Here is a 13958-nt window from a genome sequence, read left to right as displayed (position 1 = left end):
GCGCAGCCATCAATAACGCGCCCCATTGGGGCGGAGGGCCGATCCCATGAAAGCGTTTGCCGTCCTTTTGAGCGGATTTTTTCTGTTAATGCCGACCGCGCTTGGCACCGGCCAGGCGGCGGCGCCGGATGCCGGTGGCGTCAAACGCGTCGCGCTGGTCATCGGCAACAGCAAATACGTCCATGCCGTCGAATTGCCCAATCCGGCCAATGACGCGCATCTCATCGCATCGACGCTGCGCAATGCCGGCTTCGAGGTGATCGAGGGCGTCGACCAGGACAATGCCGGCATGCACAGCCTGATCAGCAAATTCACCGAGCAGTCCTACGATGCCGACCTCGCCGTCATTTTCTATGCCGGCCACGGCATGCAGGTCGACGGCAAGAACTTTTTGATCCCGGTCGACGCCGAACTGACGTCACCTGCCTATCTCAAGACCCGCACCGTCCAGATCGACGACTTCATGGCCGCATTGCCACCCGACCCGGCGGTCGGCGTCATCATCCTCGATGCCTGCCGCGACAATCCGCTGGCACGCACACTGGCGGCCGCGATGCCGAAGACCCGCTCCACCGCGCTGGGCACCGGCCTGGCGCCGATCGACCCTAAATCAGAGGGCGTCGGCACCGGCGGCATCCTGATTGCCTATGCCACCGACCCGGGCGCCATCGCCTTTGACGGCAACGGCGTCGACAGCCCCTACTCGACCGCGCTCGCCAGGCACCTGACCGAACCCGGCGTCGAGATCCAGAGTGCGCTGACGCGGGTGCGCGGCGAAGTGGCCGAGACCACGCAAGGCCGCCAGCGGCCATGGCACAACGCATCGCTGGGCCGCGAGGTCTTCCTTGGCAAACCGGCCGCCCAAGCCGCGCCGATGGTAAAACCGGCCGCCGATGACGCGAACGCCGCGACAGCGCCCGTCCCTGCCCCCGTCACCAGCGAACCGCCTTCGTGGGAAGTCGAGCAGCGGCTTTGGGACGAGGCCTCGAAGCGCAACACCGCGCCATTCTACGAAGCCTATCTCGAACAGTTCCCGAATGGCCGCTTCGCCACGGTGGCGCGGCTCAACATCGATGCGCTGAACGATCCGAAAGCCCAGGAACGGGAAGTCGCCGCGCTTGCTGCCGAAGAAGCGAACTCGGGTTCTGCCGTGCGCACCTCGGTAGGCATTTCGGACGACATGAAGAAGGTGCTGGGCACCGAGGCGACGGAGAACGCGATCGGTCTCGATCGCCAGGGCCGCATCGACCTGCAATTGCGCGTCGAGGCGCTGGGCAACGAGCTTGGCCGCGTCGACGGAAATATCGGCGCCAAGACCCGGCAAGCGATCGGCGACTGGCAAGAGGGGAACGGGCTGCCTCCGACCACTTTCCTGACGCGCGAGCAACTGGCGTTCCTGGTTATCCAGACGGATCCGATGATGGAGGCCGTGCGTGCCAAGCATGAGGCCGACCAGGCCGGCGTGGACAAGCCGAAAAAACAGGTGGTGCAGAAGGCCCGCACGCTGAAGCCGGTGGCGGAAAAGCCACGCAAGAAGCAGTACGCCCAGAAGCCGCGCCGACAACAGCAGTTCGTGCAGAAAAGGCGCAACCGGGAGGTCGTGCGCGAGGATGAGCCGCCGCCGCGGGACAACAATGATTTCCTGACCAAGGCGCTGATCTTCGGCACCGGCGTAGCGGTCGGCGGCGTGCTCAAGAACTGATCGATCATGTCAAACAATAAAAACGCCGCGTGTCCGTTGGACGCGCGGCGTTGTGTTTGACGACGGCCGGAAGACGCAGCCGGCGAAGCTACTGCGCCTTGATCCGCATCTCGACCCGCCGGTTGACGGGATCGTAGGGATCGGGATTGCGTGGATTGGCCTCGCCGAGACCGACCGCCTTGATGCGGGTGGATTCGATGCCGTTGGATTCGAGGAAGGCGGTGACCGATTGCGCCCTGCGCTGCGACAGCCCCTCATTGTAGGTCGCCGAGCCGGATGCGTCGGTATAGCCTTCGACGACGAAGGACAGCTTGCTCAGCCGATCGTCCTTCAGCGCCTTGGCGAATTCGTCGAGTTCGCTGCGCGCCTTGGCGTCGAGCTCGGACGAATCCAGGCTGAAATTGATCAGCATATCGAGGCCGGTCTTCTCCGGAGGCTTTTCTTTCTGGCCGGTCTTGCTCTTGCACTCGTCCTCGGTGCCGACACAAATCCCGCGTGCCGCGCCGTGATCGATCGTGCCGGCAAAGAACTTCACAATGTCTTCCGATTTCTGAAGTGGGTCGGCATAGACGTGGGTCGAGAAAAGCACGGTCGCCAATGCCAAGACTGAAATGTGCCGCTGCATAACGGTTACTCCCGTTTCGAGCATCCGATTTTCACTCAGGCCCGATCCATGGATCCGGGCCAACTCTTCCTGTTCGACAATGATCTGTCGAGATCACGGTCGGCTGTGGAATATACCAAACCGTGAGGCGTTTGTCTGTGAACAACGTCATGGACATGTGGTGGTCGACAGACTTGACCCGCGCCTCGCAGACGGGTTGAGTGAGGGCTTGGGGAGGACAACAGCAGCGATGGTCAACGGGCTTCGATTCCAGACCGCACGCGATCTCTTCGCCGCGACCACGGCTGTCGCCCGGGACATGACGGCCGTTCCGACCGACCAACCCTCGCTCGAGTTCTGCCGCCGGCTGATGGCCGGGCGCATCCCCGAGGAAGCGATTACCTTTTGCGCCTATCTCCTGCCTGACCGGGCCGCAATCTGGTGGGGCCATGAGTGCCTGGGGCATCTGACCGAGCTGCTCGAAGAGCAGGACCTCGCAACGCTGGCACTGATCCAGGAGTGGGTCGGCGACCCCAACAATGCAAGCCGCCGGGAGGCTGTCGCCGGGGCGGCGATGACGCAGCAGCACACGCCTGCCGGCTGGATCGCGCTCGCGGCGCAACGGCATATCAATGGCCTGGCGGCGCAGGCCAACGGGTCGAGGCTGCGGCCGCTGCCGGCTGCGCATGCCGTCAATGCCGGCATACTGGCCGGACTGGCGCGGGTTGCGGTGGCGGACCGTTTCTCCGTGCTCACCGCCTTTGTCGAGATGGGCATCCATCTGGCCGAAACCGAGGCGCTGCGCCGAGCCTGATTGCTCTGGATCGTGATGAGATTTCATTGAAATCTGATCCAACCCATTGTTGGCGGTCTCATTTGCAGCCGTTTTGCGCCCATTTGCCGAGTGCCACCTTGAAGCGCGTGCCCAGCGGGTGTTGCAGGCGCAACACCGAGACATCATTGGTGACGTAGGTCTTGGCCTGGTCGCACAGCCGCTCCTCGGTCCATTGATGACAGTTGCTGCACTGGTTCTCCCAGACGGACTTTTCCAGGCCCTCGACCGGACTGAAGTGCGGCTTGCCCTGGATGAGTTGGGCGATGCTCTTGCCGTCGATCGCCGGGTCGCCGAAATTGACCGGAACGTCGAAAAGGACTGGCGCGTCCGAGCCCAGCTTCGGAATTTCCTCACGCAGCTGTTCCAGCGCCTGCTCGCCGGCGTCCGTACCCGGCGGATTGGCGGCCGCGCCGGTGCGCGCCTGCGTATCGCCTTCGGGCGCAGCCGCGCCGGAATCGCCGACGATCAGCGGCGCCTTGAGATCGACCTTGTGAAGCACGACATCGGTGGTCAGCGAAACGTTGACCCAGGGCTGCTGGCGTCCGGCTGTGGCCTTGAACACATCCGACGTAACCCGGTTCATCGCTTCGGTGATCGAGACGTTGACCTCGCCGATATGGGCAAGCAGCGCCGCCGAAAATGGCGAGTGCTCGCCCGGTCCGTCATAGGCGAGCTGGTTGGGACTGGCAGCGAAGGCGACCAGCGTGCCGGCGCCGCCATTCTCGATCGGTATTTCGGCAAGGCCGCTGCTTGCCGTGCTGTCGCCGCCAGTCTCCTTGGCAAGCACATCGGCGAGCGGGTTGTCGCGGCAGGCGTCGAGGAACACCAGCCTGATGCTGGTCTCGCGCGACATCTGCCGCAGGATGAAGTCCACCTGCACGGCTTCGAAGTCGAGCGAGGTCTCGTCCTCCAGCGCCGCATCGACAGGCAGCAGGTAATTCCTGCCCGAGACCTGCAGGCCATGACCGGCATAGAAGAACAGCGCGATATCGGCGCCACGCACCTGCCGCGCGAATTGCGCGATCTTTTCCTGCGTCTGCGCCTTGGTGAGATCGAGGCCGGAGACGATTTCGAAGCCCAGCCCCTTCAGGCGATCGGACATTGCCTGCGCATCGTTCACCGGATTGGGCAGCACCGGCGCGTTCCGGTAATGGGAATTGCCGAGCACCAGGGCGATGCGGCGTTCGGCACTGGCCGCGGTCATGGTAATGGTCATGGTCAACGCAAGCGCCAGCACGGCGAGGCCGATGCCGCGCATGAAGTTGCCGCAACTTGCAATCATGTCCAAACGCACCGGATTCCTTTTCGGTTGACGGGCCTTCTCAGTTAAGGACCGGCTCAGTTGGAGAGCGGCGTGGCGGAGAACTCGATCCGCCGGTTCAGCGCCTTGTTCTTCGGCGTATCGTTCGGCGCCACCGGCTTTTCCTCGCCATAGCCGGAAGCCGTGATCTGCGCCGATGGAATGCCCGCAGCGATGATCGCGTCGGCGACCGCCTTGGCGCGCCGTTCCGACAGGTTCTTGTTGGCCGTCGGCGAGCCGTCGGAATCGGTATGGCCCGAAACCTCGACCTTCAGTTTCGGACATTTGCCGACGACGCCGACCACCTCGGCCAGCAGCGGGCGGCTCTTTTCATCGAGCCGAGCGCTGGCTGGGCGAAAATAGACGGCGCCGGTGCGCGACAGCACCTCGAACCTGTTCAGGCATTCATCGTCGCTGAAGGACGTCTTGCCTGCATCTGTGGCGACCGGCCCGGCATCGGCTGGGGCTGCGGCCGCGACGGCAGGCGTGGCCGCAGGCTTGGCGCCATCAGCGGCGAAGACGAAGTCGAACGACACCGAAGCCGTCGGGACGATGCTGCTGACATTGGCCGCCTGCTGGAGTTTTTCGATGTTGGGCAACAGGCCGAAATCCTCGACATGCACGGCGACCGGCGCCTCCGAGGCGATCGACACCATGCTGTCGGTGATCATGGTGACCACGACATTGGCCTCAAGGTCCTTGTCGACGCCGTGCAGGCTCAGGCGAAACGGGATATGCGCGCTCATGCGCCGTTTGGTGGCGAGATCGGCAAAAGCGGCGGGATCGACTTTCGCCGTCACTTCCGCCGTCGGGAATTTGAAGGTTTCGAAGAACAGGAAGCGCATGCGGACATTGCGAAGGTCGATACCGGTGTCGACCGAGTTGAGGTCGAACGTGACCTTGGCGGCGCCATCCGATGTCAGCGTGCCCGAGAGGTTCCTGATCTTGTTGGTTTCGACAATGGTGTTCTTCTTCACCGATTGATAGGTGAGCGTCGAATTCGCCGGATCGAGCGTCCAGTTCGGCTTCGCATTCGCCACTTCCGGTGCGAGCAGCAACAGCCCGAATACAGCGGCGACGAGAGCAAGGGCGCCGACGATGCGCCGGCCCTTTGAGAACGGCATTCGTTGCCGAAAAAATCCGCCGACCTCGAACATTGATGCCCCGCCTCAGGACAACAGACCTCAGTTCCGATCACGGCTGTCGAACGCAGTGATGCCAGCGAGCATAGAACATATGATTTGACTTTGCGAGTAGCTCCGCCTGTCTGCCCAAGGGGAGAAGACAGCTCAAAAATCCGTCATCACTGGCAGCTTAACAGGCGTCAAATCCAGAGGCGCCTTGCGCGATCACGAGCGCTTCGGCGGGCCTGTCGAACGCAGAAAAAATGCATTCATAGCCTTGAATATACTACAATATTAGCAACTCCTTGACAATCGACCGAAGCTCTGGTTTCTTGACATATTAAACAAAGTTCGTTGCGTTTTTTACGGACGTGTTCCCATGTCGAGCTTGGTAGTCGCGGACCCGCGGGGGGTGTATCTCGCCGGTCTGGAGTGGGTTTTGCGGAAGGCGGGACACAGCGTTGTCGCAGAATGCCACCACACGATTGAGGTTCTCCCCTTGGTGGAGCGCCACCGGCCCGATCTTGTCATCATAGGGTTGGATGGTGTGGACCGGCAGACGGCCGGCCTTTCCGCAAGGCTGAGAGCCACCAGCAGCCCTTTGGGCATCATCTACATCCTGCAGCCAAACGGCGGATTCGACTTCAACGAAATCCCCAAGCTCGATGCCGACGGCCTGCTGATGGACGGCATCAGCCACAGCTACCTTGTCGAATGCGCCAATGCAGTGGCAGGCGGCCGAAAGTGGGTCGACGACCATATCCTCCAGCATCTGCTGACGCCGAGATCGCTGCCTCAGCGCGCGCCAAAGCTTACTGGACGCGAGACGGAAGTCGCCGGCCTTGTTTCACGCGGCCTGCGCAACAAGATCATCGCGCAGCGGCTGCATGTATCCGAAGGCACGGTGAAGATGCACCTGCATCACGTCTACGAGAAGCTGCGCCTCGGCAGCAGGGCCGAACTCGCCTGGGCGACTTTTGGCGACGGCGCCGACCATCTGGGACCAGGCCACAAAAGCGGGCTTTGATTCCTCCCTTCGGTCAGCTGGCACTGTTCGACAGGATACCGGCAACAGGCCGGAAACCCACGGCATATCGATCCATCCACCAAACCAACACGGTTGCCCGCAAGCGCCTGTCGCGGCCCGGTCTATCGAAGGATGTATATCGTTCGATCAGGTAGGGGCATTCACCATAACACTATCGAACCGCGAATGGACGCGTGCTCGGCGTCAGCGGCACAATGGAGGATAAAAGACCGCAATTCTGCGCGTCAGCGGATGCCCTGGGGTAGGTGCATCCGGCATCGGGTGGGGGGTGAATACCCTTTTCTCGATGTATTGAAAAAGGGGAGAATCTCCATGGCAATCGACATCACAGCTCATGACATCATCATCGATGAGAGCGCTGGCCTCACGGACAATGATATTGACCCATCCGATCCGCTGTACAGCACCAACACCACGCTGCAATATCTGCTGAATCTTGGCACCGCGCTGGAGGTCGCCTTCAAGGAGGACTTCGTGGTGGCCTCTGCGGACCCAGGGGAGACCATCACCTCGGTCGTTCTCGCCCAGGACTCTTCGGGAACTGCGTTTTCACCCACCGACGGCGCGGTCACCGGCATCCGGACGGTCGATGGCAATTATGTCTGGCTGTTCCAGGACCCGAACAATGCAGACGTCGTGATCGGCGTCATTGGGACCTCTGACCCGACCTCAGTTGGCGAGCCCGATCCATTACTCGATCCCCTCGCCTTCTCGTTTGCGCTGGACGGCGACGCGGACCTGTACCTGGTCCAGTACGTGGCGTTGATGAATCCGGACCCTGACAACGCGGACGTCGATCTAATCGATCTGGATCAGCTAGTCTACGCCTCGGTCACCGGGACCAGCGTCCTGAATTTTAGCTCGCTTGGTGACGCCCCTCCCGGACACAACAAGTGGTATATCCTCGACGCTGACACGGCGAGCACGCAGAAGATCCTGGTCACGGCTCATGACAATGGCGTACAGGCTGAAGTCAATGTCAGCACGCAAGGCCTGGGCGTCTCATCACAAGACGTGCGCTTTGGCCGTGAGCTTCAGATCGACCTGATCAACGGCGGCACCCAGAGCGCCGGCAAGAACTTTACCAATACGCCGACCGCGCCGAACTACACAGATCACATCGAGACCGTCTCCACCGCGGGTTTCTCGATTTCGCAGTCTACTCCGACCCATACCGTGGCTGACATAGAGGTCCACGCCTACAACAATGATGACAACGCGAAAGGCGCCACGTTACCGGGTGATGACAACGATGCGGAAGTCAACATCGCCTCAGTGACTTTCAAGCTGAACGGCGTGGTAACGGATGCCGCCACCCTGGGCATCACGGTTGATTACACCAACCTGGGAGTGATCCTTCACAATGTCGGCGAGGGTGTGACGGTCGATTTCACCGCAGACGCAACCTTTGACCGCTTCACTATCAAGAACATTGACGAGCAAAAAGACTATTTCGATGTCAAGGAAGTGCATTTCGGCACAGATCAGACCAACGTCGCCAGCGCAGAGGTCGGCTCCTTGATCAACTTCGACGATGACGGCCCATCGATCGTGCCGTCCGGCAATGACGTACCGACCCTGGTGGTCGGCGATTCGGACTTCGTTACCGACGACTCGACCAGCTTCGCGGCGCTGTTCACGCCGAACTTTGGCGTCGATGGACCAGCGGCCACCGACGATGTGACCTACACGCTGGATGTACTCGGCGGCGGCAGTAACGTCGCCAGCGGCGTGTTCGATACGCTCAGCGGCCTTGAGGTGCTTCTCAATGTTGTCGGCGGCGACATCGTCGGCACTGCCGGCACGGATGAGGTGTTCCGCATCTCGGTCGATGCCGACGGCAACGTGACCCTCGACCAGTCGCGTGCGGTTGTCCATGGCGATCCAACCGATCCCGTAGAGGCGGACACTCCGGTCATCCTTGCCGCCAACCTGGTGAGCCTGACCGCAACCGCAACCGACGGCGACGGCGACAGCGCGCACACCTCGGTCGACATAGGCGGTGCCTTCACCTTCGAAGACACCGGGCCGGCAATTGCTGTGGAGAACGCAACCGGTGACTACGACAGTGGCGCCCATGGCACCTGGACGCACGACCCAGGCGCCGACGGGTTCAACCTGCTGGGCGTAACGCTGGACGATTATACAATCGACTCCAACCCGACGGTAACGTCGGGCCTATCCCTGACACCGGACGCGGCAGACCCTTACACCTTCACAGGCTCGATCCACGATGACTTCAACGGCGACGGCACGGCTGAAGACGTGGACTTCACACTGACCTTCGATCCGGTCAACGGCACTTACGACCTTGACGTCGACACCCCTCCCGGAACGATCACGACCTTCGACACCACACAGGGTTCGCTGAAGGCGGGCGGTCCGGACGCGGTGCAGACGCTGCAATTCCCGCCGACCGGTCACGACGGTGACGTCATTTTCTTCAGCAATCTGGTGACCGCTCCCCTGGAGAATGGGGCGGGCAGTTTCCCGAACGACATCGAAGACCTGGTCAACAATGACCCTACCGAGGCAACGCTGGAGGGGTATGGTGCCACCAGCCTGATCAACAGCTCATCGAAGATGAACGTGTCGACTTCGGGCATCGGCGTCAACAACAACAACCTCGACGGCAAGAGCGGGGGTACCCCGCTGTTCGCCGGCACCTCAATCACCTCGGGCGACGAGAGCTTCGTGGTCAATCCCCAGCAAGACGTGGATAAGGTCACGGTCTATATCGACAACTCCGTCGGCGGCTACAACCCGGCTACGGAAGACCTCTATTACATCGTCTACTATACGGACGGTACCGTCAGCGGTCCTACCGACGTGACGGCGGGCATGCTCAGCAATGCCCCGCGCCACGACCCGCTCATTCCTGACGTCGCGGAGGGCGGGAAGTACTTCGAGATCGACGGCGGCGCGAAGCAGATCGAGGCGGTCCAGCTCATCATGGGCGTGGGCACCGTCAAGATCCCCGTGATTCAGTTCTCGCTCGAGCAGGAGTCCAACCCGGCGCCGCTCGACCTGGATTTCACGGCCAATCTCGTCGACGGCGACAATGACAGCTTTACCGACACGTTCTCGGTCCATGTCGACGCCCCGGACGGCATCATCTGACCCGACACCGGGCGGGCGCCTTTCCTGGCGCCCGGCCGGCACAATCCAAAGCATCACAATGGGGGGCGAGCCGTGCCGCAGCCAAGACCGCAGTTCGAAGAGGTAATGCATCTGGCCCGGCGCCAGGCGCCCGCCCTGCTCATCTTCAGCCTGCTTGCAAACGTCCTGATGCTCGCCAGCACCGTCTACATGCTGCAGATCTACGACAGGGTGCTGTCGAGCGGGTCGATCGACACGCTGGTGTGGCTCACCCTGGCGGTGATCGGCGCGATCGCCGTCTATGGCCTTTTGGAACAAGCCCGCCGCATGATCCTCGGCCATATCAGCCAATGGCTCGACGACCAGTTGAACGTCCCGGTGATCGAACGAGCCATGGAGGCTCGCCTCGCGGGTAGCAACGTCGAGGCCGGCCTGAAGGACGTAGCGGACCTGCGCGGTTTCGTCGGTGGCGACAGCATGCTGACCTTTCTCGACGCGCCGTGGACGCCCGTCTTCCTGGCGTTCATGTGGCTTCTGCACCCAGCACTGGGCGTGCTCGGACTCATCGGGGCGATCCTTTTGTTCTGCGGCGCGCTCGCCAATGATTTCTTTACCCGCCGCAGGAGCCAGGAAACGTCGGCAGAGCTGCGTCGCAACCAGGTCGCGGCCGGCCAATACATCGATGGCGCTGAGACGTTGCGCTCGCTCGGCATGTCGGGCTCGGCGCTGCAGCGCTGGGAAGAAAAGCAGCAGTCGTTGATGACCATCCAGGCGCAACTTCTCGGTCGCACGACCAGCATCGGGAGCCTGTCGCGCTCGCTGCGCATGGCCCTGCAAGTGGCCGTGCTGGGACTTGGCGCCTACTTTGTCTTGCGCGGCGAACTGACGGCCGGATCGATGATCGCGGCATCGGTACTGCTGAGCCGCGCGCTTGCGCCGATAGAACGCTCGATCGGAGCCTGGCGCAGCCTGGTTACCGCTCGCACCGCGCGTCGCAACCTCATGCGCCTGTTCGCGGACACCAATTCTAGGCAGGGCGGTGAAGTGACCTTACCCCGCCCGCAAGGCCGGCTAAGGCTCGAGAACGCACACTACCATGCGCCGGGTACACAGCAGGCCCTGATGAACAAAGTATCCTTCAACGTCGAGGCCGGCGAGACCTGCGGCGTGATTGGTCCGTCGGGTTCCGGCAAGACCACACTTTGCCGCCTAATGGTGGGAACGTTGCGGCCTTCGCTCGGTCATGTAAGGCTGGACGGCGCAGAGCTCGCGAGTTGGCCTTCGGACCAGCTTGGAATGCACATCGGCTACCTGCCGCAGCAGGTCGAGCTGTTTCCGGGAACGATCGCCGACAACATTGCGCGCTTGCGCGATGTCGATAGTGCCGCAGTGATCGCCGCGGCGCAGGCCGCAGGTATCCACGAGACGATATTGCGGATGCCAAATGGCTATCAAACGGAGGTGGGGCCGCATGGGGCGCGAATCTCGCGTGGCCAACGTCAGCGCATCGCTCTCGCCCGGGCGCTATTCGGCAATCCCGCGCTCGTCGTGCTCGACGAACCGAACACTGGCCTCGACGGCGATGGTGAAATGGCTCTGTTCAATGTTCTTCACCATTTGAAGGAACGGGGCTGCACCGTCATTCTCGTCAGCCACCAGACGAACCTGCTGCGTACGGCGGATCATGTCGTTTTCATGCACGACGGCACCGTTAAGATGTTCGGCACGCGCGACGAGGTGCTGGGCGCGCTGGGCGGTCACCGCAAACCGACTGCCGTGCCGTCGTCCGGGCAAGACAAGACCAGCGTCGTCGTTCCGGCAAAATTGAAGGCGGCGGAGTGAGCCATGAGCGACCGATTTAGCGACCTGTCGAAGATGATGGACATGCTGATGGCCAGCCTGCGTGACGTGCTGGACAGGTTAGTTGTCGCTGCTGGAGATCTAGCTGCGGCGGCTTCGAACCGTTTCGACAGCCTGGACGTGCCGGCGCGCGCCGCGCTGGCTGCAACTGCCACCGCGCTGTTCGTGCTCGTGCTTGTCGGGCTTGTCCGGCGGCGTTCGTCTGCATATCGCGATAGCAAGCGCGACCTGAATCGCCGGACGCGTCCAGCGCGTATACTCGGCTATTTCTCCGCGCTGTTCTTTGTCGGCGGCATCGCCCTCTGGTCAGACGTGGCCCTCCTGGCCAGCGCCATCGTGGCCCCCGGCATCGTCAGCCCGGACGGCTACCGGAAGACCGTTCAGCATCTGGAGGGCGGCATCATCGGGATGATCCACGTGCGGGATGGCGACAAGGTCACAGCGGGCCAGGTTCTGATAAGCATGAAGACGACCGATGCACAGGGCCGCTACGACGAGCTGCATGAGCGCTACATTCGCTTGCTGGCGGTCGAAGCGCGCTTGGGTGCGGAGCTTGCCGGAGAAGATCAGATCATTTTTCCCAAGGAACTGACATCGGCTGACAACCAGGCCGGGCAGAAAGTGGCCGCTGAAGAGCAGGAACTGCTTCGCAGCCGCCTTGCCACTCGCGAGGGGCGCGAGCAGATCCTCAACAAGCGGATACGGCAGATAGAGGAGCAAATCACCGGGTCCAGGGAAGTGATCGCAGCCGAGGAGGAGCAACTGGGGCTGATCGACCGCGAGATCGCTTCGGCACAGGAAATGTACAAAAAGGGATTGGAGCGCCTGCCGCGGATCCTTGCGCTGCAGCGTGCCCAGGCCGACATCCGAGCGAGCCAGGCGTCGAACCGGTCGCAGGTCGCGCGCAACGAACAGCAGATCGGCGAGACCGAGCTGCAGCTTCTCAATTTGCGGCAACAGGATGGTGAGAAAGCGAACGAGGATCTTGGCAAGGTGCGCGGCGATCTGGCCGAATTGCGGAGCCTGTTACCCTCGCGTCAGGATGTGCTGGCCAGGACTGACATTGTCGCGCCGATCGCGGGAACAGTGATGAACGTGCGTGTCACAACTGAATCTGGCGTGATTTCCAGCGGCCAGCCCCTCCTCGATATCGTTCCGAATGAGTCCAACCTGGTCATCGATTCACGGATCAAGCCGCGGGACATCGACATGGTGCATCCGGACATGCCGGCACGCGTTGTGCTGTCAGCCTATCCAACACGGCATCTTCCCCAAATCCACGGGTTGCTCACCTCGGTATCGGCCGACCGGCTGACGGACGAGAGGACCGGAGAACCCTATTTTCTCGCCAAGATCAAAGTCGATATGGCTGACCTCGCAAACCTCCATGACGTAAAATTGTCGCCCGGCATGCCTGCCGAAGTGATGATCCTGACTGGCGAGCACACACTGCTCGACTATATGCTGGCGCCGGTTCGCGACTCGCTCAATCGAGGATTCAGAGAGAATTAGAGTCTTCTACTTTCCCGTATCCCGACGCCATCCAATCCTCCGAAAAGCCGCCCGTCGAACGATACGGCTCGAGTGTCATGGCATTGGCGATTCCTTCGCCAGCGCGCCCCCAGCAGTGTCGGGAGCGCCGCTTCGCGGAACTGGAAGATCGCTATAAGCAATCCGTCCCACTGCGCTCAGCTTGACGCCAAGCCCGGGATCAGGCCGATCGGCTGGCCCACAGCACCCCACGCTCGAAGATGGTGCGCATTTGCGGGACGGAAAACTCATCCGCGGTGTGGCCGAGCGCGCTGAAGAAGACGCGGCCCTTGCCGTAGCGGCGCTTCCAGACCACGGGCATGACGACGCCGTCGATGAAGTCGAGATGCTCACCGCTGAACGTCGTCGTCGCCAGCACCTCGTTGCTCGGGTCGACATGCATGTAATACTGCTCGGAATGGTAGGCGAAACCCTCGATACCCCTGACGATCGGATCGTCGCTGATGATGTCGACACGGTAGTCGATGATGTCGCCGGGGTGCGCGACCCATTGGCCGCCGGTCATGAACTGATAGGCCGGTTCGTTGCGAAAACTGTCGCCCATGGTGCCATGGAAGCCGGCAAGGCCGGTCCCGCCGCTGACGGCGGCGGTGAGGTTTTGCAGCTCCAGTTTATCGATCGTCGACATGGTGATCACCGGCACGATCAGATCGATGGCCGGGAGCTGCGGATCGGCGAGCGCCGATGTGCCCTCTTCTATCCGCACTTCGAAGCCATGCCCCGTCAATATCTCGCTGACGACAGCGGCGCTGCGGGCCGGCGTGTGACCCTCCCATCCGCCCCAGAAAATCAGTGCCGTCTTGCTCATGCTCGTCTCTCCTTTGGTCGGCAATAT

Annotated in this window: 10 protein-coding genes; 6 read left to right on the top strand and 4 right to left on the bottom strand. The window is 61.9% G+C overall.

What is annotated here, in order from left to right:
* Positions 1–88: 88 nt before the first annotated feature.
* Positions 89–1702: a caspase family protein gene (locus ACYG97_RS00445; protein WP_245260717.1), complete on the top strand. Its 1614-nt coding sequence runs from the start codon at positions 89–91 to the stop codon at positions 1700–1702.
* A gap of 88 nt (positions 1703–1790) precedes the next feature.
* Here ACYG97_RS00445 and ACYG97_RS00440 read toward each other — a convergent pair whose 3' ends face one another.
* Positions 1791–2327, bottom strand: a complete 537-nt coding sequence (locus ACYG97_RS00440) for an OmpA family protein (RefSeq protein WP_023732205.1) — start codon at positions 2325–2327, stop codon at positions 1791–1793.
* Between the two features lie 229 nt (positions 2328–2556).
* Between ACYG97_RS00440 and ACYG97_RS00435 the strand changes: the two genes are divergently transcribed.
* Positions 2557–3120, top strand: coding sequence for a DUF6931 family protein (locus ACYG97_RS00435; RefSeq protein WP_023732206.1), 564 nt, complete (start codon positions 2557–2559; stop codon positions 3118–3120).
* A 58-nt stretch (positions 3121–3178) separates the two neighbouring features.
* On the opposite strand, the gene ACYG97_RS00430 is transcribed toward ACYG97_RS00435, so the two are convergent.
* Entirely contained in the window at positions 3179–4423 is a 1245-nt protein-coding gene (locus ACYG97_RS00430) for a caspase family protein (RefSeq protein ID WP_031261854.1), read from the bottom strand.
* A 56-nt stretch (positions 4424–4479) separates the two neighbouring features.
* Complete coding sequence (locus ACYG97_RS00425; protein ID WP_245260718.1) at positions 4480–5565, bottom strand: OmpA family protein; 1086 nt, start codon at positions 5563–5565, stop codon at positions 4480–4482.
* A 547-nt stretch (positions 5566–6112) separates the two neighbouring features.
* Between ACYG97_RS00425 and ACYG97_RS00420 the strand changes: the two genes are divergently transcribed.
* The 4 genes from ACYG97_RS00420 to ACYG97_RS00405 all read left to right on the top strand — a co-directional run bounded on the left by ACYG97_RS00420 (position 6113) and on the right by ACYG97_RS00405 (position 13084).
* Positions 6113–6592, top strand: a complete 480-nt coding sequence (locus tag ACYG97_RS00420; protein WP_245260719.1) for a response regulator transcription factor — start codon at positions 6113–6115, stop codon at positions 6590–6592.
* A gap of 333 nt (positions 6593–6925) precedes the next feature.
* A complete protein-coding gene (locus tag ACYG97_RS00415; RefSeq protein ID WP_023726320.1) occupies positions 6926–9733 on the top strand; it encodes a DUF5801 repeats-in-toxin domain-containing protein in 2808 nt (935 codons plus the stop codon).
* 105 nt (positions 9734–9838) lie between these two features.
* Positions 9839–11554 (top strand): type I secretion system permease/ATPase, encoded by a 1716-nt coding sequence (locus tag ACYG97_RS00410; protein ID WP_023726319.1) that lies wholly within the window; start codon positions 9839–9841, stop codon positions 11552–11554.
* A gap of 3 nt (positions 11555–11557) precedes the next feature.
* Positions 11558–13084 carry an HlyD family type I secretion periplasmic adaptor subunit gene (locus ACYG97_RS00405; protein ID WP_023732210.1) on the top strand — a complete coding sequence of 509 codons (1527 nt, stop codon included), beginning with the start codon at positions 11558–11560 and terminating at the stop codon, positions 13082–13084.
* A gap of 199 nt (positions 13085–13283) precedes the next feature.
* Here the strand turns inward: ACYG97_RS00405 and ACYG97_RS00400 are convergent, their stop codons facing one another.
* On the bottom strand, positions 13284–13931 hold the full coding sequence (locus ACYG97_RS00400) for a ThuA domain-containing protein (protein WP_023732211.1): 648 nt from the start codon (positions 13929–13931) through the stop codon (positions 13284–13286).
* Positions 13932–13958: the final 27 nt, after the last annotated feature.

This window comes from Mesorhizobium sp. W067, assembly GCF_054719525.1.
The sequence above is the reverse complement of the archived record's forward strand: the minus strand, read 5'-3'. Positions and strand labels throughout refer to the sequence as shown.